The sequence below is a fragment of the Micromonospora sp. A202 genome (genome assembly GCF_006715105.1).
Taxonomy (GTDB): Bacteria; Actinomycetota; Actinomycetes; order Mycobacteriales; family Micromonosporaceae; genus Micromonospora; species Micromonospora zamorensis.
Genome location: NZ_VFMP01000001.1, coordinates 749,270 through 770,576 on the forward strand (window position 1 = coordinate 749,270; position 21,307 = coordinate 770,576).

Sequence of the window (21,307 nt, forward strand, 5' to 3'; positions counted from 1 at the left end):
CTCAGAGGATGCTGGGCACGTCGGTGCTGATCGGCACGGCCAGCACCGTGGGTCGGTCCGCGCGTAGCCCGGCGGCGAGTGCCGTGCCGAGATGGTCGGGGGTCTCCACCACCTCGGTGGCGCAGCCGTAGCCGGCCGCGATCGCGATGATGTCCAACCCCGGCAGGTCCAGGCCGGGCACCCCGGGAGTGTCCTTCAGCTCCGCGAACGCCTTGAGGATCGCGTACTGCTGGTTGACCGGGACGACCACCACCACCGGCAGGGCGAGGCGCGCGGCCGTCCACAGAGCCTGCACCGAGTAGTGGAACGAGCCGTCGCCGATCACCGCCACCACCGGTCGGCCGCGCCGGGTGTCCCGCTCGGCGAGTGCCACCCCGATCGCGGCGGGCAGGCCGTAGCCGAGGCCCCCGCTGGCCATCGTGAAGTACGACGCCGGGCGTCTGATCTTGAGCTGGCGGCGCAGCGCGGACAGATTGGATGGTGACTCCTGGACCAGCACGCCGTCCGCCGGCCAGTGCGCGGCCAGCGCCGCGAACAGGGCGTCGGCGCTCAGGGGAGCGGTGACCTCGGGCGGTGCCTGCGCGTCCCGCCGTGCTGGCGGCTGCCGGTCGGCCGTCGGCACCCGTTCGACCAGCGCGGCCAGGGTCAGCCCCGGGTCCCCGAGCAGGCTGTCCCCGACCGGGGCACGGGCGGCTTCGTCGGGGTCGTCGGTGACGTGCAGCAGCCGGGCGCCCTCGGGCAGGTGCCCGCCCGGCACGTACGGGTAGTAGCGGAACACCGGGGCACCGACGACCAGCACCGTGTCGTGCCCGCGCAGTGCCTCGGCCAGCGGACCGATCGCGTACGGCAGCACCCCGCGAAAGTGGGGGTGGTCCTCGGGGAACACGGCCCGCTCGGTGGCCGGGGCCGACCAGACCGGTGCGGCCAGCCGCTCGGCCAGCGCGACCGCCGTCGACCAACTCCCGGAGCGGTCCACCCCCGGCCCGTACACGAGCACCGGGTTGTGGCTATCGGCGAGGATCCGGGCGAACTCGTCCAACCGCTCGGGGTCCGGCGCGAACCGGGTGGCCACCGAGCGCGGGGCGGGCGGCGGGTCGGCGGTCTGGGCCCAGTCGTCCATCGGCAGCGAGAGGAAGACCGGCCCGGCGGGTGGCTGCACCGCCGTCGCGTACGCCCGCAGCACCGCCGCGGGGATGTCCTGCGCCCTGGCGGGCTCGTAGGCCCACTTGACGTACGGCTGGGGAAGCTCGGTGGGTCGACGGTTGGCCAGCCGGGGTTCGAGCAGCAGCATCTCCCGGGTCTGCTGGCCGGCGCTGACGATCAGCGGCGTCTTGTTGTGCCAGGCGGTGACCAGGTTGCCCATGCCGTTGCCGGTGCCCGGTGCGGTGTGCAGGTTGACGTGGGCGGGTTGCCCGGTCGCCTGGGCGTACCCGTCGGCCATCGCCACCGCTGTCGCTTCGTGCAGCGCGTGGACGTAGTGGAAGTCGGCGGGGAAGTCCCGCAGGAAGGGCTCCTCGGTGGAGCCGGGGTTGCCGAAGACCGTGGTCATGCCGAGGGTGCGGAGCACGTCGTACGTCGCGTCCCGGACCGTTGCCATCGCCACCCGCCTCCGTGTCGCGGGCAGGGACGATCACGGTCGCCCTCCCGATCAGCCGAATCTATCGGGATGTGACGGACCTTTCGGTCGTTTCCCCGCTGTGGGTGGTCCGGATCCTTCGATCACCAGGAGGTTCACCGTCGGGTCATCGACACTCCGTCTCAACTGTCCGATCACCCGCCGTTCAGACCTTAGCCAGCACCCGGGACGCAGGCTATGGTGCCAGGCATGGCGTTGACAGCGCGGCTGATCCCGGCGCACCGGGCGGATCCGGCAGATGACCGATCCCCGGCGCGGGCTCACGGTTGACGGGTGTGTGGGATGCAGGGAGAGGGCCAGGCGATCGGCGGACGAGCCATGGAGTCGATGACCGGGCGGCTGCTGGTCGCGACTCCGGCGCTCAAGGACCCGAACTTCGACCGTACGGTGGTGCTGCTGGTCGCCCATGAGCCGGGCGGTGCTCTCGGCGTGGTGTTGAACCGTGCCACCGAGGTGCCGGTGGCCGAGGTGCTCGGCGACTGGAGTGACCTGGCCCGGCACCCGGCGGTGCTCTTCGAGGGCGGGCCGGTGCAGCCCGACTCGGCCATCTGCCTGGCTCGCATGCGGCACCCGATGCGCCGGCTGAAGGGCTTCCACCAGGTCTCCGGGGCGGTCGGCACGATCGACCTCTCGGTCGACCCGGAGCGGCTGCGGGAGAGCATCGGCGGCATCCGCGTCTTCGCCGGCTATTCCGGCTGGGGCAGCGGCCAGCTGGAGCAGGAGATCGCCGACGGCTCGTGGTTCCTGCTGGACGCGTTGCCCGGTGACGCCTTCGTCGACCGGCCCGACGACCTGTGGCCGATGGTGCTGCGCCGGCAGGGCGGGATGATGGCCGCGGTCGCGCACTTCCCGCCGGACGTGGCGCTCAACTGACCCGGCTCGGCGGGGACCCCGCGAGATGACCATGCGGGCCGGTCTGTGTATAGTTTCCCAGTGCCCGGGCGACCGGGACAACAGCAAGGGGCCGTGGCGCAGCTGGTAGCGCACCACACTGGCAGTGTGGGGGTCAGGGGTTCGAGTCCCCTCGGCTCCACCCTTGTGAAACGCCCTGACCGGGGACTGACCGGTCAGGGCGTTTTCCGTTGCGGCCGGCCTGGGTGCGCGCCTTAGCGCACGATCGGTGACCACTCGCGCTGGCTGACGATCGTCACACCGGGCGTGCGGTAATAAGCGTCCTCGGCGAGGGTCGCGGCGAGCGCCTCGGCGTCCGGGACGTCGAAGATGAGGACCGCGCCGGAGTCGTCGGGGAACGGCCCGGCCATGACCAAACGGCCCTCCTGGCGCAGAGCCTGGAGACGCTCCCTGTGCGCCGGCCGGGCCGCGAGCCGGTCGGGTTCCTCGCCGAAGGACAGCTCCACGATGAACACGGTTCCTCCTCCTGGGGCCGATCTTCCGGAAAGCACCCTAGTCGATGCGCCGCCGCCGCACCGACACGCGAAACGCCCTGACCGGATGACCCGGTCAGGGCGTTTGTCGACTGTATGTCCGGTGCGGGCTGGATCAGCCCTGGCGGCTCTTCCACTGCGGGTTGGCGCGGTTCACCACGACCACCCGGCCGCGACGGCGGACCACCACCGAACCCGGCTTCTGCTTCAGTGCACGCAACGAGCTACGTACCTTCATGTCTGCCTCCTCGGTGCAAGCGGTTCCGAGTATCGAAACGCCGCACCCACCCGCCGGATTCCCGCCGGCCAGCCGTCGAACCTTTGCCGCCCGCTGGCCGTACCAGTGGGTGGAGGTCATCCTCATGCCCGTACGCCGGCTCTTCGCCATGGTGCTGGTCGCTGCCGCGACAGTGCCGCTGGCAGCCACGCCCGCCGCCGCACACGGCGCCCCGACCAACCCGGTCAGTCGGGCGGCCGCCTGCGGGCCCGAGGGCCGGTACGCGGCCACCAGCGCCTGCCGGGCGGCGGTCCAGGCGGGTGCGGCGGTAGGCGAATGGGACAACGTGCGCGTCGCGGCGATCAACGGTCGGGACCGGGAACGGATCCCGGACGGTGAGTTGTGCAGCGGTGGGCTGTCCGCGTACCGGGGGCTGGATCTGCCCCGGACCGACTGGCCGAGCACCGAGTTGACCACCGGCGCGAAGTTCACCTTCACGTACCGGACCACGATCGAGCACCGGGGCACCTTCCGGCTCTACGTCACCAAGCCCGATTACGACCCGCGTGCACCGTTGACCTGGGCGGATCTGGAAGCGCGCCCGTTTCTGACGATGAAGGACCCGCCGGTGCGGGCCGGGGCGTACCAGTTGGCGGTTCGGCTGCCGGCGGGCCGCGACGGCCGGCACCTGATCTACACGATCTGGCAGAACTCCAGCACCCCGGACACCTACTACTCCTGCTCGGACGTGGTGTTCCGTGGTGCCAGGGCCGCCGCGTCGAAGGCCGTCGCGACGAAGAGCGCGGCGGCTGCTCCGCGTACCGCTGCGAGTCGGCCGGTCGCCTCCGAGTCGGCGGTGGCGGCGGCGGCCGACCCGGGCGTGCCGGTGGCGTCGGTGACGAACCTCGGCAGCCGGTGGCCCGTGCTGGGCGGCGCCGCCGTCGTGCTGGTCCTGCTGCTGTTGGTGATCGGCGCGAGCCGGCGACGTCGCGGCGCTGCCGCACCCGTGGGCCGGCCGTGCGAGGTACGCAACCACCGGGCCGGGCGGCGTCGGATCTGGTGACCGACGCCGCCCGTGCCCGGCAGTGTTCAGCCCAGGTGCCGATCGAACGGCACCTGGCCGGTCTCACCTGAGGTTCAGCTCCAACGTGTCGGCGCTTGCCCCGCCGCCGCAGGTGAGCGCCCCCGCCACGAAGTAGCCGCGATCGCCGACCCAGGCGGCGCCCAATCCGTGCCGGCCCTGCGGCAACGGCGACAGCGTGGTCCAGCGGTCTTTGCGGGGGTCGTACGCCGTCACGTCGTCGTAGGTGGTCTCGTCCGGCCTGCACTCGCCGCCGGCGTACACGATCCGGCCGTTGAGCACGACTGCGGCTCCGGCGGAGCGGGGCGTCGGCAAGGGGGCTGCTCTGCTCCACCGTCGGGTCCGGGTGTCGTAGACGTCATGGCGTGCGAGGCTGTCCTTCCCGTCGGCGACCCGGCCGCCGAACACGTGTACGCGATCGCCGATGACGGCGACTCCCGCGTGGTCGCGCGGCTCGACCGGCAGTGGCTCGGCCGTGGACCAGCTGCGCCGCGCCGGGTCGTACGTCAGGTGGGTCCGGACGGTGCCGTACCCCATGGAGATCGGCGGATCCGGCAGGGTCACGACGGTGTGGGAGTGCCGTCCGCCGAGCAGGTGCAGCTTTCCGTTCACCGCCGCGACGCCGACCGAGCCCAGCTTCTGGGGCATGTCCGGCAGCCGGCTCCAGGCGTCGCGCAGCGGGTCGTAGGCGTAGGCCACCTGCTGCGGGTGCATGTGCACGATGTCGGTGAAGCCGCCGAAGGCGTACAACTTTCCGTTCAGCCCGGCCACACCGACGTGCGTGAGGGGGCGCGGCAGGGGCGCGTGCTGCCGCCACCGGTCCGTACGCGGGACGTAGCTGGTCACCAGGGTCGTCGCCCACGTTGGCTGCTCGTCGCCGTTCTGCACGGTGCCACCGACGACATAGACGCGGCCGTCGAGCGCGGCCACCCCTACCTCTGCCCGTGCCGTGTTCATTGGCGCCCTGTCGCTCCACACAGCTCGATCGTGGCCGGCGGGTGATTTTGCCGACGCGCTGCTGGCCGACGGCACCTGCCCGAGGCCGGCGACGGACAACGCAGCTGCCGCCAACGTCGCCGCGACGATGCGAAAGTTCCTCTTCAACTCTGCTCCAAAGTGGGTAGTGGTCGACGGCTCGGTGGTGCGGTGTGTCATGCCCGAGGCGCGATCGGGGCCTTCGAGTGGCGACCCCAGGCGACGAAGAGCGCGAGCACGATGAACAGGACGTTGACGGGCGTGTCCGCGGCCTCTCCCCGGGAGAGGTGGAAGACGATCGCGGAGGCTTGCAGCGCGACGCACCCGAGAGCCGCGAGCACTGTCACTTCGGGCCTGATCCGGGTGAGCGAGGGCAGGAGCACGCCGATCCCGCCGAGGATGTCGAGTGCGGCGGTCGCGTAGAACAGGCCCGGTGGGACCTCGCCTGCCCAGGCGAACGCCTCGGCGACCCGCTCGATGGGCGTGACGATTTTCCAGACGCCGCCGCCCGCGAAGATCAGCGCGAGGGCTCCCTGGGCGACCCACAGGCCGATTGTGAGTGCGCTGACGGGTGGTGTCCGCAGCGTTTGTGCAGGGTCGGTCATCACGAGTTCCTCTCGGGTAAGCATGCCTCCGAACCTAGCCTAGGCGTTCAGTAATAGACAAGGCGTTCAGAAGTTGTCGGATGGTTTGGCTGTTCGGTAGGGTTGGTGGTCGTGGAGCAGGAAGCCGACAACGTGGATCCGAGGGTTCAGCGGACCCGACGGGATGTCGTCGACGCGGCCACGGCGCTGTTCCTGGAGCAGGGTTGGGCGGCGGTGACCCACGCCGAGGTCGCGCACCGGGCGGGCTACTCCAAGGCGACCCTCTATGCACACTGGCCAACGCGCCTGGACCTGGTTCGGGCGTCGGTCGATCAGATGTGTGCCGCGGTCGGGCACCCCCAGTTGACCGGCGACCTACGCCACGACCTGATAGCGGGCTTGCTCGACTTCGGGCAGGACCTCGCCGACGGTCACCTCGTCAGGGTTTTCGGCGGGCTCCTTGAGCGGGCCGGCAGTGACCCCATCGTCGATGAGCTGCGCGAGCGGCTCTACGCGGCCGGGACCCGGTCGCTGGACTCGGCCCTCCGCTCTCACCTGCGGGCCGAGGATGTCGAGCCTTCGCTGGCGCTCCTGGTGGGCGGGGTGCTCGTGCGCGCGGGTTTCCAGGCTCAACCGGCGGATCGGCCCTTCGTCGAAGACCTTGTCGATCGGGTCCTGGCCGCGGCGAGGCGGGACGACGCGCGATAACCGTCCGGCCGTTGCCGGCACACCCTGCCAACAACCGCGTTGGCCGGCACCCCGGGAAGGGTGCCGGCCAACGTCGTATCGCGGTATCGCGGGCGCTCAGCCCAGCAGTCGGTCGATCTCGGCCAACTCGTCGGCGGTGAAGTCGAGGTTGTCGAGCGCGGCGATGTTGGTCTCCAGCTGCTCGACGCTGCTCGCCCCGATGATCAGGCTGGTCATCCGCGGGTCGCGCAGGGCCCAGGCCAGCGCCAGCTGCGCGAGGGACTGCCCGCGCCGCTCGGCGACCGCGCCGAGCCCTCGGATGGTGGCCATCTTCTCCTCGCTGAGGTCGCTCTCGTTGAGGAAGACGCTGGTGCGCACCCGGGAGTCCGCCGGGATGCCACCCAGATAGCGATCGGTCAGCAGGCCCTGGGCCAGCGGGCTGTACGCGATGCAACCCGCGCCGACCTGCTCCAGCGTGTCGAGCAGGCCGTCGGACTCGGTCCAGCGGTTGAGCATCGAGTATGACGGCTGGTTGATCAGCAGCGGCGTGCCCAGGTCGCGCAGGATCGCGGCGGCCCGCGCGGTCTGCTCGGAGTTGTAGTTCGAGATGCCGACGTAGAGCGCCTTGCCGGAGCGGACGACCGCGTCCAGCGCGCCCATCGTCTCCTCCAGCGGGGTGTCCGGGTCGAACCGGTGCGAGTAGAAGATGTCGACGTAGTCCAGCCCCATCCGGCCCAGCGACTGGTCCAGCGAGGAGATCAGGTTCTTGCGGGAGCCCCACTCGCCGTACGGGCCGGGCCACATGAGGTAGCCGGCCTTGCTGGAGATGACCAGCTCGTCCCGGTACGGCTTCAGGTCGGTGGCGAGCATCCGGCCGAAGTTCTCCTCCGCCGAACCGGGCGGTGGACCGTAGTTGTTGGCCAGGTCGAAGTGGGTGACGCCCAGGTCGAAGGCGCGCCGGACGATGTCGCGCTGCCGCTCGAAGGGGCGGTCCGGACCGAAGTTGTGCCAGAGCCCGAGGGAGACGGCGGGCAGCCGCAGGCCACTGCGCCCGCTGCGCCGGTAGGTCATGGAGTCGTAGCGGTCATCCGCGGCGAGGTAGGTCACGATCATGAGCCTAACTCTGGCCCGCGCTGGCGGGGATCGCGCGTGTGAACCAGGACATCGGGGTAGTTTCGACGCCATGCGTTTCATTGCTCTCGACACCCCCAAACCGCTGTCCAAGATCGGGCTGGGCACCTGGCAGTTCGGCTCCCGGGAATGGGGCTACGGCCCGGCCTTCGAGAAGCAGGCGGCGCAGATCGTCCGGCGGGCCGTGGAGCTGGGCGTGACGGTGTTCGACAGCGCGGAGATCTACGGCTTCGGGCGCAGCGAACGGATCCTCGGCGCCGCCCTCGGCGACGACCGGCCCAAGATGGTGGTCGCCACCAAGATCTTCCCGGTCCTGCCGGTGGCCGCCGTGGTGCAGCAGCGGGCGGTCGCCTCGGCGGCCCGGCTCGGCGTCACCAGCATCGACCTCTACCAGGTGCACCAGCCCAACCCGCTGGTCGCCGACCACACCACCATGCGCGGCATGCGGGCGTTGCAGGACGTCGGGCTGGTCAGCGAGGTCGGGGTCAGCAACTACGGGCTGCGCCGCTGGCAGGTCGCCGAGGCGGCGCTCGGCCGGCGGGTGCTCAGCAACCAGGTCCGCTACAGCATGCTGGACCGCGCACCCGAGCAGGACCTGCTGCCGTACGCGCGGCAGGCCGGTCGGGTGGTCATCGCGTACAGCCCGCTGGCGCAGGGCTTCCTCTCCGGGCGGTACGACGCGAAGAACCCGCCGAGCGGCGCGGTCCGGCGGGCCAACCCGTACTTCCTGCCGGAAAACCTGGAACGTGGCGCGGTCCTGATCGACACCCTGCGGCAGGTGGCCGACGCGCACGACGCCACCCCCAGTCAGATCGCGCTGGCCTACCTGCTGCGCCACCCGAACGTGCTCGCCATTCCCGGGGCCTCCGGGGTGGAACAGATGGAACGCAACGCCGCCGCCGCGGACATCGACCTCGCCGACGACGAGTACGCGGCACTGGCCGAGACCGCGAAACGCTTCCGCCCGGTCACCGGCCTCGCCGCGATGCCGGCGATGGTGCGTGCCCGGTTCGCCAGCCCAACGGAGAAGTGAGCACAGTGGACGACATCACCGCACTGATCCTGGACGACCACGCCGCCTTCCGGCGCGGCTTCGCCCGCCTCGACGACGCCCGCGACGAGCAGGAGATGCTCGCCGTCTGGGACGCTCTCGCCCTGCACCTGGACATCCACGCCGAGGCGGAGGAGGCGATCCTCTACCCGCACCTGGTCAAACACGGCGACGACGGCGAGGACGAGACCGCCGACGCGATCGGCGACCACAACAAGATCCGGGACGCCATCGCCGAGGCGAAACTGCACCCGGTCGGTTCGGAGCAGTGGTGGGAGGCGGTCGGCACCGCCCGCCGGGAGAACAGCGAGCACCTCGCCGAGGAGGAGGACGAGGCGCTGCCCGACTTCCGCCGGCACGCCAGCACCGAACTCCGCGCCGAGCTGGGCCAACGCTGGCTGACCTTCTACGGCGAGCACAAGAACGGCCGCAACCTGCCGTTCCGCGACAAGGACCCCCAGCAGTACGTGGCCGACCACCGCTGAGATCTCCCCGGCACGGGGGAGTCGCCGAGCCTGGTTCCGGCATGAGAATGACGAGGTGACCCTCCGAGCGGTGCTGACCCCGCTGGTCGCCGGCACCACCTGGCGACGCGGCGTGTTCCTGCTGCTCGGCGGCGTCCTGGCCCTGCCGTACGGGGTCCTCGTGGTGACCTTCGCCCAACTGCTCGCCGACTCGGAGATCCCCCGCCCACTGGTCTACGCGCTGCTGGTGATCGCGGCGCTGATCGCCGTGGTCCCGCTGCTGCTGGACGGCAGCCGGGCTCTGGAGATCGCCGCCGTACGGGCGTTGCTCGGCATCGACCTGCCCGAACCGGCGCCGGGGCACACGGCCGACCGCGAGACCCGGCTGCGCAGCGCGCTCTGGATCGCCACCCACCTCATCGTCGGCGCGCTGGTGATGGTCGCGCTGTTCAGCGCCCTGCCGATGGCACTGGCCTTCATCGCCCAGCAGTTCGGCATCGGCACCGAGCTGACCAGCCGAGAACGGTTCGGGCCGCTGGACGGGCGGGACAGCGGCTGGCTGACCCTGAGTGGGGTGGCCCTGCTGGTCGGTCTCGGCTACGCGGTCGCCGGGCTCGGCGCGCTCGCCGGTTCGATGGCGCCGGTGCTGCTCGGCCCCGCCCCGGCGGAGCGCATCGCCGCCCTGGAGGCGCAGGCCATCCGGCTCGCCGAACGCAACCGACTGGCCCGGGAGCTGCACGACTCGATCGGTCACGCCCTGACCGTGGCCACCCTCCAGGCCGGTGCCGCCCGCGAGGTCCTCGACACCGACAGGGAGTTCGTCAGGCGGGCGCTCACCGCCATCGAGGAGACCGGACGGACCGCGATGGACGAACTGGACCACGTGCTCGGGCTGCTCCGGGAAGGCGGCAACGAGCGATCCGTGGTGGCGCCGCAGCGTACGCTCGCCGACCTGGACCGTCTGGTCACCGACGCCCGCGCGGCCGGGCTGGCCGTGCACGCGCATCGCGTCGGCGACCCGGCGCGAGTGCCCGCGGCGGTCTCCCGGGAGGGCTACCGGATCGTCCAGGAAGGACTGACCAACGCCGCCCGGTACGGCGAGGGGCCGGTGACATTGCGGCTGGACCTGCACCCGGGAGCGTTGGAGTTGGAGCTGGTCAACGGGGTGCGCCGCCGCCCCGAGCGGGCTCATCCGGGGCGCGGCGGCCGAGGCCTGGACGGCATGCGGGAACGGGTGCTGCTGCTCGGCGGCGGCATCACCGTGGGGCCGGACGGTGACCGCTGGCTGATCCGGGCCCGCCTGCCCTACGAGGAGACGCGATGACCACCGGCGTGCTCATCGTCGACGATGACGAGCTGATCCGGATCGGGCTGCGGGCCATCATCGACGCCCAACCCGACCTGAGCGTGCTCGCCGAGGCCGCCGACGGCGCCGAGGTGCCGCCGCTGGTCGCCCGGCACCGACCCGACGTGGTGCTGATGGACGTACGGATGCCCGGCATCGACGGCATCCAGGCCACCCGACACCTGCTGGCCACCTCCGCCGACCCACCCCGGGTGCTGGTCGTCACCACGTTCGCCAACGACGAGTACGTCTACGAGGCGCTGCGCGCCGGCGCCTCCGGCTTCCTGCTCAAACGGGCCCGGCCCGCCGAGGTGGTGGAGGCCGTTCGGGTGGTCGCGGCGGGGGAGTCGCTGCTCTTCCCAGCCGCCATCCGCCAGCTCGTCGGGGCGTACGGGCCGGCCGGCGGCGACCAGCTGCGCGCCGCCCGACTCACCGACCGGGAGGCCGAGGTGCTGCGGTTGATGACTACCGGCCGATCCAACCCGGAGATCGCCGCGCACCTGGTGGTCGGCGTGGAGACGGTCAAGACGCACGTCGGCAACGTGCTGGCCAAGCTGGGCGTCCGCGACCGTACGCAGGCGGTCATCGCCGCCTACGAGTCCGGCTTCGTCACCCCGTCCGGCTGAACGGTCCCTCCGTCGTTCTGACCGGTCCCTCCTTCGGGGGAGCGAGTTCACCGCCGGCCGGGAGGGAATCCGGCTGTCGTTTGTCGAGGCTGTGAGCATGACAACGATCACTGCCTCCCCGCCTCGATCCGACTCCCGCTGGCCCGATCGGCTGGCCCCACTGGCGGCCGGCTGGCTCGGTCTGTGGGGTGTGCTCGCCCTGGTCGGCACCCTCACCGGCGCCGGCTACCCGTTCGGCGCCAACGACCGCAACGGCGGCGACGTCAACCTGCTGCGCCTGGTGCCGGTGGACCTGGCCACCCCGCTCTTCGCCGGCGTACTGCTGACCGCCGCGGTGGCCGTACTGGCCATGAGCCGCCCCGCCGTACGCCCACCCGGCCCGCTGCGGGCGCTGCTCGCCGGCTACGGCTGGGCGGTGGCGTTCGTCCTCGCCGTCGTTGTGCCGGACGTCCGGGTGCTGGTGATCCTCGGCTACCTGCCGATACTGATCGTCGGTGCGCCGTTCGGCTGGCCGCCGGTCGACTACGCCGACATCTTCAACTGGGCGCTGTTTGCCCGGATCGCCGCGCTCGCCGGCGGGCTGCTGCTGGCCGCCGCGGTGCTCGCCTGGCAGCGCCGCACCGCCGCGGCCTGCGTGGGCTGCGGCCGCGACCACACCGACCGAGGGTGGACCACCCCGGCCGCCGCCGCCCGCTGGGGCCGGTGGGCCGCCGGCACCGCCGCCGTCATCCCGTTCACGTACGCGCTGACCCGGTTCGCCTGGGCGGCCGGCATCCCGCTCGGCATCTCCCGGGAGTTCCTCACCGAGATGCAGGACAGCGGGCTGGTGTGGGCCGGGTTCGGGCTGGGCGCGTTCGCCACCGTCGGCGCGATCCTCACCCTCGGGCTGGTGCAGCGCTGGGGCGAGCGGTTCCCCCGCTGGATGCCCGGCCTGGCCGGTCGTCGGGTGCCGGTGACGCTGGCCGTGGCGCCGGCCACCCTCGTTGCCATCGCGGTGACCGCGGCCTCGTTCGGACTGCTCAGCAACCCGAAGTTCTGGGAACTCACTGGCGGGCTCAGCCTGACCGGGGCGCCGATGCTGCTCTGGCCGCTGTGGGGCGTGGCGCTCGGCGTCGCCACGTACGCGTACCACCTGCGCCGCCGCGGAGCCTGCCGGCGCTGCGGTCGGGGTTGATCCGACATGTCGCCGCGGCCGGTCACCGGATCGATGGTCCTTCCCGCCCGGACGCCGGATTTTGGATGGCCGGATGGCCGAGAACAATGTCTGCGGACCGCACTGTGGCGTTGAACCGGATGACCCGCCCGACCCACCGCGCAATCAGCGTGAGGCCGCTAGGATGACCCGGTTCGTCGGCGGGGTCGGCGTTACGTGACGGGTCTCGGCCCGACGGTTTCCGCACAATTCATTGCTCACTCGGGCGCGAGTCCTTTTCGCGGGTGGACGGATCATGATGGATACGACCGATGGCGCACCGCAGGGCACCCTCGTGGACCTCAGTGATGTGAGCCTGGCTGATCTTCAGGAGTTGGACCAGTCGGTGTTCGCCCACTCGCTACGCCGAATCCTCGACGAGATCGACCGCCCCCAGGAGGCGGTCGCCGGGTGGAACTCGGCGATGTGAGGATGCCGGGCGGCGGGCGCGGCATGTCGGGGACCGTCACGGTGGCCGAGGGCGGCGTCGCCGCCCGCCCGCGGCCCGTCCCGTTCTCGGAGTTCATCCTCAAGGTCCACAGCAGGTGCAACCTGGCCTGCGACTACTGCTACATGTACGAACTGGCGGACCGCAGCGCCCTCTCCGACCCCCTGCTGATGACTCCGGCGATCTTCGACCACGCCTGCCAGCGGATACGTGAACACGTCCGCGCCCACGACCAGACCGATGTGCGGATCGTCCTGCACGGCGGTGAACCGCTCCTGGTCGGCGCTCCCAACCTGGTCCGGATGGCGGACCGGCTCCGGGAGGCGGTCGCACCGTCGCAGGCCCAGATCAGCGTGCAGACCAACGGCACCCTCCTGACCCCACGCGCTCTCTCCCTGCTGGCCGACGCCCGGGTGCGGGTGGGCGTGAGTCTGGACGGGGACCGGACGTCGAACGACAGGCACCGGCGGTACGCGTCGGGCCGCAGCAGCTACGACGAGGTCGACCGCGCCCTGCGCCTGCTCGCCGAGCGGCCCGACTCGTACGCGGGTGTGCTCTGCGTCGTGGACCTCGCCGCCGATCCGCTACAGACCTACGAGACGCTGGTGTCGTACCGGCCGCCGATGGTGGACTTCCTGCTCCCGCACGCTAACTGGGAGGCGCCGCCGCGGCGGGGTGACGGCCCGAGCCCTTACGGCACCTGGTTGGCCGCCGCCTTCGATGCCTGGTACGACACCTCGCCCCGGCTGACCCGGGTGCGTCTCTTCGAAGAACTCATCAACCTGCTGTTCGGAGGGCGGAGCCGGACCGAGTCCCTCGGGCTGAGCCCGGTGGCCGCAGTGGTGATCAACACCGACGGGGCGTACGAGCAGGTCGACACCCTGCGCTCCACCTACCCCGGCGCGGTCGGCACCGACCTGACCGTCTTCACCGACTCCCTCGACGATGTGCTGCGGCACCCCGCCGTCATCGCCCGCCAGGTGGGAGTTGAGGCCCTCGCCGCCTCCTGCCGCGCGTGCCCCGTGCACCGGGTCTGCGGTGCCGGCAACTATCCCCATCGGTACCGGGAGGGAAGCTTCACCAACCCGTCCGTCTACTGCCCCGATCTTCTGCTGCTCATCGCCCATGTGGAACGACGCCTGCGAGCGGACCTGGCAGCCATGCCTCGGGAGCGGTCGTGACGGGATACCACCGGCTCGCCCCCGACGACCTCGCGGCACTCGCGGCTGGCCTCGGTGACCGGAGGACGATCCGTCTGCTGCGTGACGGTCAGGTCAGCAAACGCATGCTTCAGCTACGCGCGCTCCTCGACACCGCCGATTCGGAGGAGACCGCCCGACACTTCGCGCTGTGGGCCACGGCGGCGGACCGGTCGCCCGAGGCGGGGCCGGCGGTGCTGGCCCTGCCGCACACCGGTGCCTGGTTGGCCACCGCGCTGCGGCGACTGCGTACGCCGATGCCGTCCGGTTCGGCGTCCGCCGCGGCAGTCGGCCGGACGACCGGCGGGTTGGTGGTGGAGGCCGCACCCGAGTGGCCCGTCGAAGCCGAGCTGACCCCGCTCGGGTCGATCGCCGCGGTGGCGGCCCTCCGGGCCGGAATGGACTTCGAGCTCAGCGTCACGCCGCGCGACGGGGTCGTCTACCTGCCCACGCTCGGGCTCGCGCGGGTGGGGGACGCGCAGCGGGTGACCATCAAACGGGCGGGGTCGCAGCTCCTGGTCGGGCCGGTCACGGTGTCGCTGGTTCCTCCACCGGACGCCGGGCCGGGTGCGGAGACCGACGGCTGGTCCGGCCTGCACCGACTGTGCAGCACCGCAGACGGGTTGACGCTGCGGATCACTCTCGACGATCTCGACCCGTACCGGGACCGGCACCAGCTGTGCGCCGCGGACCGGCTCACACCCGCCGAGGTTTCCGAGTGGCAACGGCTGCTCGACGAGGCCTGGCCGATACTGGTGCGTCACCACCGTCGGCATGCCGAGGCGATCGCCGAGGGCCTGCGCTGCCTCGTGCCGCTGCTGGCCGATTCGGTCAGCGCCGGGGTCAACGTCACCAGCATGGACGCCTTCGGGTCGGTCTCGATGACCCGTCCGATCGATGGCGAGGCGTTCGCGCTCGGCCTGCTGCACGAGTTCCAGCACGCCAAGCTCGGAGCGACGATCGACGTCGAGCCCCTCTACGACCGCGACGACCGGCGCTACTACTACGCCCCCTGGCGTGACGATCCGCGTCCTCTCGGCGCCGTCCTCCAGGGTGTCTACGCCTTCATCGCGGTGACCGAGTTCTGGCGGGGGCGTCGTGCGGTGCGCAGTGGTGGCCCGGCCCGGTTGGCCGAGGTGGAATTCGCTCGCTGGCGCGACCGCGTGTCCCGCACCTGCGCGGACATCGAGTCCTTCGGCCGTCTGACCGCGGCCGGCCGCGAATTCGTCACCGGTCTGCGGCGGGTCATCGAGGACTGGCGTGACCCGGTGGACCCGGGGGCGGCCGAGCTTGCCAGGGAGGCCGCCGAGGACCACTGGACGGTCTGGCGACTGCGGAACCGCCGGCCCGACCCGGACGCCGTCCACCAGCTCGCCGCCGCCCGCGCGGCCGGCCTGCCGTGCCCCGCCGCCATCGTCACGCTGCGGGTGGAACCGGCCGACGGTCGATGGCTGAGCCTCAGCCCACGGCTCGACCTGGTGCGGTTGCGGTTGAGCGATCCGGAGCGGTTCATGCGGCTGCGCACCGGCGCGGAACGCCTCGTCGAAGCACTGCCCATGGCGTCCGACGGTGACCTTGCCCTCGCCGCCGGGAATGACCTCGCCGCCCGCGAGAGCTACCGCGGGCAGGTGTGCGCCGATCCGGAGGAGCTCTCGGCCTGGGTCGGCCTGGCCCTCGCCGAGCAGCGCCTGACTGCGGCGCAGAAGACCGGCGGCGCCGACCCGGAGCTGTGCCGTGCGGTGTACCTGCGGCTGTGCGCGGCCGGGCACCCGGAGGATCCACTCGAACTGGCCCGCTGGCTTGCTCCGGTGACCTGCGTGCCGGCAGCGGACATCGAGCACGACGGCGCGTCGTCTACGTCGGTGGCGGTTCCAGATCGCAGTTGAGGCGGTTCGCCTCGACCAGGGCGATGGTGTTCGGGTGGCTGTCACCCAGGACGCGGCGGAAGAGGGGCATCACCGCGTCACGCAGAGCGCGGGCACCTCGGTGGTCTCCGGCGACACTCAGACTGGTGGCCAGGTTGTTCGCCACCGCGAGGGTGTCCGGGTGGGACGGCCCGAGGATGCGCTGCGCCCGCTCGTAACAGTCCTGGTCGGCGGCGAGGGCCGCCGCGAACTCCCGACGCACGTACCAGCAGTTGGCGAGGTTGATGTTCGCGGCTAGCGTGTACGGATGGTCCGCGCCGACCCGTTCGGTGAAACGGTTGACGACCTCGTCGGACAGCGTGAAGGCCGCCTCCAGATCCCCAGCCTTCCGGAGGAAGATCGCCAGGTTGTTGCCGTACGCCAGGGTGAACAGGTGGTCCTCGCCCATCGCGTCCCGATACCACCGGTACACCGGGCGCGCCCGGCGAAGCGCGCCCGCGTCGTCCTCCCGAGCGGACTCGTCACAGGCCAGATTCATCGCGGCGGCCTGCACGTCCGGATGATCGGCGCCGTGCCGACGGCGGGAACGGACCAGCACGTCCGCGCTCAACCCGTGGGCCCGCTCGAACTCGCCCAACTTGCGGAGGGTCACCGCGTAGTTCTTGGTCACCCGTAGCGTCTCGCCGTCCTCCTCGCCGAGCACCTCCCGGTCCGCCTCCACCGCTGCCTCCAGGACCCGGCGGGACTCGGTGAGGTCGCCCGTGTCGCGCAGGTCGCGGCCGTACTGCCCCTCCGAGAAGAGGGTGTACGGGTGCATCGGACCGAGCGTGTCGCGGCGGCGGGCCAAGGTGCGTTCGTTGAGCCGCAACGCCCCACGCAGATCGCCGACCAGCCGGAGCGACAGGGCCAGGTTGTGCGCGGCGATCAACGCCCGTGGGTGTTCCTCACCGAACACCTCACGGGCCAACTCCTCCGTGCGGGTGTCCAACTCGCGCGCCCGTTCGAAGAACCCGAGCGCGCGCAGGTCCGCGGCGAGGCTGCCCGCGACGATCACCGTGTACTCGTGGTCCTCGCCGAGCGTGTCGGAGAGCCGCTGGTACACGTCCTGATCGATGTCGTACGCGGCCTGGTACTGCGCCTCGAGGCGCAGCGCGTTGGCGAGGTGGAAGCGCATCATCTGGGTCGGCGGGTCGTCAGCGCCATGCTCCGCCCGCCACGCCTCGATCGCCTTCTCGGCCAGCTCGGAGCAGGTGGCGAAGTCGACCCGTGTCCACATGTAGCGGGCCACGTCGAGCAACAGCTGTCGGACCTCCGGCTGGGGCGAGTTGAGGGTCTTCGACGGCAGCAGGTGTGGCCAGAGATCCGCGTAGATCGGCCAGTTGCGGGGCTGGTCGGGGTCCTTCGGGTTGGCGGCGGCGAGGATCGCGTGCACGTGACGCCGGTTCTCCGCCTTGGCCTCGTCGGACATGGACTCCCGGATCAGCTCCTGCACCAGTGGGTGCATGCGGAGGCTGGTCTGGTTGCCGTCGTCACCGCGGTCCGGAGTGCGCCCGCGCCCGCCGCGCACGCTGTCGATCCGCGCCAGCGCGTACCGGCCGACATCCCGCAGCGCGCGCCCCATGAGCAGGGGATCCCGTACCGACGGATCGTAGGGGAGAAGCACGTTGATGAAACTGTCGTCGTAGAGCAGCGACATCGGGATCGGCTCGGCGGCGAAGAAGGCGCAGACCTCCAGCAGCTTCGCCGCCGCCGGATTGCGCTCCCGCAGGCTCTCCAGGGAGACGAGCCATGGCTCCGCGCCGGTCTGTTGATAGTCGGTGGGGAGCTCGTCGGAGAGCATGCCTGGCAGATACCGGCGCAGTCGCTGCAGATACTGGACGGCCGACTCGCCAGTGGTGGCGAGCCATGCTCCCGCCTGCTCGACGGCGAGCGGCAGGTCGCCCAGGCGGTCAGCGACCATCTCGGCATCAGCCAGGGGCAGGCGTGGGATTCGCCGACGCAACAACGCGGTGCTCTCCGCGCGGTCGAAGGCACCCACCTCAAAATTGCGGGCGTGCCGCGCCCAGACGTGGTTGCGGGTGGTGACGAGCACGTGGCCAGGCCCCTGCGGCATCAGGTCGTGCAACTCAGCGGGGTCGTCGGCGTTGTCGAGCACCAACAGCCACCGCCGGAAGGGGTCACCTCGGCGCAGGGCGTCCAGCACCCACTGGACCCGCTCGGCGACGTTGCCCCCGAGTGGTGTGTCCGCCTTGTCCGCCAGCCGGTCGGCGAGCGAGGCCAGAGCGAGCCGCATGACGCTCGGTTGCTGCGCGGAGATCCACCAGACGACGTCGTACTCGGCGCGGAAGCGGTAGGCGTATTCCAGGGCGATCTGGCTCTTGCCGACGCCACCCAGGCCGTGCAGTGCGAGCGGGGTGTGCCGGGCCTCGGCCGACGACAGCCAGTCGCGCATCTCCTCCAGGAGTCGGCTGCGGCCGACGAACTGGACGTTACGCGGCAACGGCACCCGCCAGACCGGTGGCTCGTTGCCGGGGAACCGCCGTCGTTGCCCGGCACCCTCCGGGTCGGTCGCCGGGCGGGCGGGATGGTCTAGGGCCTCAAGCAGACGGGTGGCGGCCTCCTCCTGCGTGGCGCCCACCAGGTCCACCGGAACGCGTTCCAGGAACACCGCAGGCGCCCGGGAATTGTCCAAGCGGACGGGCACCAGGAAGTTGCCGCCGCTGCCCGACTCGTAGCTGGTGGCCTGGGACCACAACTCGCTGGCGTTCGACGACTGCATGTATTCCTGGGACAGCAGCACCACCAGCCGGGCCGCGTCCTTGAAACCGATGGCCGTCGACGTCCCCTCGACAGGGCTGGCCGGGAAGTCGACCTCTCGCATCACCGTACGCAGCCCGGCCGAACGGAGCTCGTCGCGGACCCATTCGGCCCAGGACCGGTCGAGGGAGACGTAGCTGACGAAGACGTCCGGTGCGGCACCGGAGATGCGTTGCCTCTCGAACTTGGCCAACCACTGACGGCGCAGCCGATCCTCCATGGCTGGCAGGCTGTCGACCGAGTCCTCGGTGATCGCCTTGGTCAGTCGCTCGTAGGCGGCGAGCAGCGTGCCCTCATGGTGGGCCCGGTCGCCGAACCCCGCCAGGATCTCCTCGTACGCGTAGTAGGGCTGGTAGGGGATCTCGATCTCACCCCAGTACCGGTCGCTCTCCTCTACGGAAGTCCGGGGCAGCAGGGGCGCGAAGCGGCGGCGCGCGTGGTCCCGGCCCGCCTCCAACTTGAGCTGCTCGGCGTTGTCCACCCGCATCGGGACCGGCAGGATCCGGACCGGTCGGTCGCCGCGCTGCCGGATGATGGAGCGGGTGACGCCGGCAGCTCCGTCGATGCTCTGGTCGTTGAGCGTGAAGGAGGTGACCACGGCGTCGGGCAGCCGCACGGTGCAGATGCCCGCACCGTCGCTGACGCCGGTCCGGCTGTCAATCAGCACGTAGTCGTAGTTGTCCCGCATGCTGGCGGCCAGTGCGTCGAGGAAGCTGTTGCCGCCCAGCTTCTCGAAGAACGCCTGCCAGTCGAAGGTGCTCACGGCCTTGGTGTATGCCGTGTCCTGTCGGCCGGCGGGTAACAGGTCCAGGCTGCCCTTTGGAGTCGGACCCGCAGAAGGCCGGACGGCCGAGGTGGGAGCGGGGAAGTCCCAGTGCAGCGAGACGGCGTGGTGCAGCACGTCGGCGGCGCTGCCGAGCCAGTCCTCGTCCTCCGTCTCCTCCAACGGTCGAACGACCGCCTCGGCGTAGTCGCGGACCATGTCGATGATCCCGGTCGACGTCCGCAGATCCTTGTCCAGGAGGAACGGGTGGAAATATTTGTGCAGACCGGGGGATTCCAGGTCCCAGTCGACAGCGAGCACCCGGTAGCCGTTGGCCGCCAGGATCCAGGCGACGTTGGCGAGCGCCATGGTGCGGCCGGTGCCACCCTTGTACGAGTAGAACGTGATGATTCGACCCTCGACACCATCGCCGGTGATGCCCGGGTCAGCGCTCGTTGTCACGGCCGTCCTCCGGTGTGGTGTCGTCGCTCTCCGCGCCCCAGGGCCCGTCGATGCGTGGTGGTCGGGTGTCCGTGGCGAGGCTGGGAGGCCGGTGCACCGCTCCTCGGCTGAACACCCGGTTACGAGCGACCTCCAGGACCTCCGGCAGCTCCTCCTGGAAGGCGCGGTGGGTGAGGATGTTGGACCGGTAGAGCTCGTCGTCCGAGGCCAGGTCGTCGAAGATCTCCCGACACGCGCGCGACAGTGACTGCCAGTGCTCCCGGGTCTCCGTGTCGTCGCGGCTGCTCGGGATCAGCACCGCCGTGGTGCCGCCGTCGCGCAGGGCGGCAGTGGCGTGGGCGACCAGCGACTGTCGTTGCTCGGGCAGGCGGGTCAGCCAGGCGTCGACGATCAGCACCAGGATCTGGTTGTAGCGGGCGGCCTGCTCGGCGCGGCGGGCCAGCTCCGTCAGGTCCACCACCGTTGACCGGTAGCTGTGGTCGGCCGCGATCTCACGGGCGTAGTCGACGACCGGGTCGGGCAGCGGCGGCCCGTACGGTGCCCAGTCCAACGCACGGTTGCCGTACGTGGTCACATGTTGGCGTACCGTGCTCATCTCGTCCCGGTGCGACGCCGCGACGATGAAGTGGACCAGCATCGGCGCGAACTGGTCGACGTCCGCCGCGAGCTGCCCGGGCGCCTGGTGGAAGGCGCTGGGTGTGGCGCGCAGGTCGATAGTGCGCTGGCCCTCCGGCAGCGGATGCTCCTCCACACTGGACACGATCTGGTTGGCCAGTTCGAAGAGGAACGTGCGGTAGTCGTCACTGTGCCGTTGCAGTCGCATCAGCTGCCGGACCCCCAACCGCTGATAGAGGTCGCCCAGGCTGTGGGAGGAATATTGCAGCGGGGAGGCGACCCGATGGATGCGGCCGGGTCGGGCCGGGATCCACATCAGCGGTTTGAGGAGCGAGCTGTCCACCCCGTTCTGCTGGTCGTAGCGGGCAGTGCGGTCGGCGAAGATCCGCCATTCCTGGCCGCAGGGCTCGCTCTGGAAATATCTCGGCGTCATCAGAGCGAGAAAGGATCGGCACGTGCTCAGCGCCTCGACCAGCCGCTGCGGCCACCGCTCGCCCAGCAGGATGGTGCGATCGACGAAACCCACCCGCTCGTCGCGGGGCAGACCCGCGATCAGCCGTACCTCTGCGCTGAGATCCTCGTAAAGACGTTGGACCAGTGCGTCCTCGTCGCCCCTCGCGTAACTGAGGAAGAAGTACAGCACCGCACCTCCGCGCCGGGAGAGGTTGACCATCGGATGGCCGGGCCGTGACCCCGTCGGCCACGGCCATTTTTCGGCGGCCGTAAACGGCGGAGCTAACCGTGAGTATAGGGGCGGAGACGGC

The 21,307-nt window shown here is 71.0% G+C and carries 19 protein-coding genes and 1 tRNA gene; 12 read left to right on the forward strand and 8 right to left on the reverse strand.

The annotated features are described in order from the left end of the window. Nucleotide 1: 1 nt before the first annotated feature. Nucleotides 2–1,597 (reverse strand): benzoylformate decarboxylase, encoded by a 1,596-nt coding sequence (gene mdlC, locus FBZ33_RS03610; protein ID WP_141907980.1) that lies wholly within the window; start codon nt 1,595–1,597, stop codon nt 2–4. Nucleotides 1,598–1,918: 321 nt separating this feature from the next. Here mdlC and FBZ33_RS03615 point away from each other — a divergent pair, with 321 nt between their 5' ends. Both FBZ33_RS03615 and FBZ33_RS03620 read left to right on the forward strand, forming a co-directional pair. Beyond that, nucleotides 1,919–2,509 (forward strand): YqgE/AlgH family protein, encoded by a 591-nt coding sequence (locus FBZ33_RS03615; RefSeq protein WP_088946335.1) that lies wholly within the window; start codon nt 1,919–1,921, stop codon nt 2,507–2,509. Nucleotides 2,510–2,596: 87 nt separating this feature from the next. Further along, a tRNA-Ala gene (locus FBZ33_RS03620) sits at nt 2,597–2,669 on the forward strand. 73 nt (nt 2,670–2,742) lie between these two features. Here the strand turns inward: FBZ33_RS03620 and FBZ33_RS03625 are convergent. Continuing rightward, nucleotides 2,743–3,003 (reverse strand): YciI family protein, encoded by a 261-nt coding sequence (locus FBZ33_RS03625; RefSeq protein ID WP_141907981.1) that lies wholly within the window; start codon nt 3,001–3,003, stop codon nt 2,743–2,745. A 133-nt stretch (nt 3,004–3,136) separates the two neighbouring features. Beyond that, nucleotides 3,137–3,259 (reverse strand): 50S ribosomal protein L36, encoded by a 123-nt coding sequence (locus FBZ33_RS03630; RefSeq protein WP_030490864.1) that lies wholly within the window; start codon nt 3,257–3,259, stop codon nt 3,137–3,139. A 124-nt stretch (nt 3,260–3,383) separates the two neighbouring features. Between FBZ33_RS03630 and FBZ33_RS03635 the strand changes: the two genes are divergently transcribed. Further along, nucleotides 3,384–4,301 (forward strand): lytic polysaccharide monooxygenase, encoded by a 918-nt coding sequence (locus FBZ33_RS03635; protein ID WP_141907982.1) that lies wholly within the window; start codon nt 3,384–3,386, stop codon nt 4,299–4,301. Between the two features lie 63 nt (nt 4,302–4,364). Here the strand turns inward: FBZ33_RS03635 and FBZ33_RS03640 are convergent, their stop codons facing one another. Further along, nucleotides 4,365–5,276 carry a kelch repeat-containing protein gene (locus tag FBZ33_RS03640; protein ID WP_221629427.1) on the reverse strand — a complete coding sequence of 304 codons (912 nt, stop codon included), beginning with the start codon at nt 5,274–5,276 and terminating at the stop codon, nt 4,365–4,367. Nucleotides 5,277–5,470: 194 nt separating this feature from the next. Further along, nucleotides 5,471–5,899, reverse strand: coding sequence for a DoxX family protein (locus FBZ33_RS03645; RefSeq protein ID WP_141907984.1), 429 nt, complete (start codon nt 5,897–5,899; stop codon nt 5,471–5,473). A gap of 111 nt (nt 5,900–6,010) precedes the next feature. Here FBZ33_RS03645 and FBZ33_RS03650 point away from each other — a divergent pair, with 111 nt between their 5' ends. Next, nucleotides 6,011–6,586 (forward strand): TetR/AcrR family transcriptional regulator, encoded by a 576-nt coding sequence (locus FBZ33_RS03650; protein ID WP_141907985.1) that lies wholly within the window; start codon nt 6,011–6,013, stop codon nt 6,584–6,586. Between the two features lie 96 nt (nt 6,587–6,682). Here the strand turns inward: FBZ33_RS03650 and mgrA are convergent, their stop codons facing one another. Continuing rightward, complete coding sequence (gene mgrA, locus FBZ33_RS03655) at nt 6,683–7,678, reverse strand: L-glyceraldehyde 3-phosphate reductase (protein WP_141907986.1); 996 nt, start codon at nt 7,676–7,678, stop codon at nt 6,683–6,685. 70 nt (nt 7,679–7,748) lie between these two features. Between mgrA and FBZ33_RS03660 the strand changes: the two genes are divergently transcribed. The 8 genes from FBZ33_RS03660 to FBZ33_RS03695 all read left to right on the forward strand — a co-directional run bounded on the left by FBZ33_RS03660 (nt 7,749) and on the right by FBZ33_RS03695 (nt 15,907). Beyond that, on the forward strand, nt 7,749–8,729 hold the full coding sequence (locus FBZ33_RS03660) for an aldo/keto reductase (protein ID WP_088946338.1): 981 nt from the start codon (nt 7,749–7,751) through the stop codon (nt 8,727–8,729). Continuing rightward, on the forward strand, nt 8,726–9,232 hold the full coding sequence (locus tag FBZ33_RS03665; protein ID WP_099850750.1) for a hemerythrin domain-containing protein: 507 nt from the start codon (nt 8,726–8,728) through the stop codon (nt 9,230–9,232). The genes FBZ33_RS03660 and FBZ33_RS03665 overlap by 4 nt, the downstream gene beginning before the upstream one ends. A gap of 55 nt (nt 9,233–9,287) precedes the next feature. After that, entirely contained in the window at nt 9,288–10,535 is a 1,248-nt protein-coding gene (locus FBZ33_RS03670) for a histidine kinase (protein ID WP_141907987.1), read from the forward strand. Then, on the forward strand, nt 10,532–11,182 hold the full coding sequence (locus FBZ33_RS03675; RefSeq protein ID WP_088946341.1) for a response regulator transcription factor: 651 nt from the start codon (nt 10,532–10,534) through the stop codon (nt 11,180–11,182). Before FBZ33_RS03670 ends, FBZ33_RS03675 begins: the two co-directional genes overlap by 4 nt. A gap of 97 nt (nt 11,183–11,279) precedes the next feature. Then, a complete protein-coding gene (locus FBZ33_RS03680) occupies nt 11,280–12,356 on the forward strand; it encodes a hypothetical protein (protein ID WP_141907988.1) in 1,077 nt (358 codons plus the stop codon). Nucleotides 12,357–12,630: 274 nt separating this feature from the next. Beyond that, nucleotides 12,631–12,804, forward strand: coding sequence for an FxSxx-COOH cyclophane-containing RiPP peptide (fxsA, locus tag FBZ33_RS03685; protein ID WP_088946343.1), 174 nt, complete (start codon nt 12,631–12,633; stop codon nt 12,802–12,804). 23 nt (nt 12,805–12,827) lie between these two features. Continuing rightward, nucleotides 12,828–14,003 (forward strand): FxsB family cyclophane-forming radical SAM/SPASM peptide maturase, encoded by a 1,176-nt coding sequence (locus tag FBZ33_RS03690; RefSeq protein ID WP_141907989.1) that lies wholly within the window; start codon nt 12,828–12,830, stop codon nt 14,001–14,003. Then, nucleotides 14,000–15,907 (forward strand): HEXXH motif domain-containing protein, encoded by a 1,908-nt coding sequence (locus FBZ33_RS03695; protein ID WP_185755196.1) that lies wholly within the window; start codon nt 14,000–14,002, stop codon nt 15,905–15,907. The genes FBZ33_RS03690 and FBZ33_RS03695 overlap by 4 nt, the downstream gene beginning before the upstream one ends. Here FBZ33_RS03695 and fxsT read toward each other — a convergent pair. Both fxsT and FBZ33_RS03705 read right to left on the reverse strand, forming a co-directional pair. Continuing rightward, on the reverse strand, nt 15,876–19,928 hold the full coding sequence (gene fxsT / locus FBZ33_RS03700; RefSeq protein ID WP_141907991.1) for an FxSxx-COOH system tetratricopeptide repeat protein: 4,053 nt from the start codon (nt 19,926–19,928) through the stop codon (nt 15,876–15,878). The two genes, FBZ33_RS03695 and fxsT, sit on opposite strands and share 32 nt — an antisense overlap. After that, nucleotides 19,912–21,186, reverse strand: a complete 1,275-nt coding sequence (locus tag FBZ33_RS03705; protein WP_185755197.1) for a TIR-like protein FxsC — start codon at nt 21,184–21,186, stop codon at nt 19,912–19,914. Before FBZ33_RS03705 ends, fxsT begins: the two co-directional genes overlap by 17 nt. Nucleotides 21,187–21,307 lie beyond the last annotated feature (121 nt).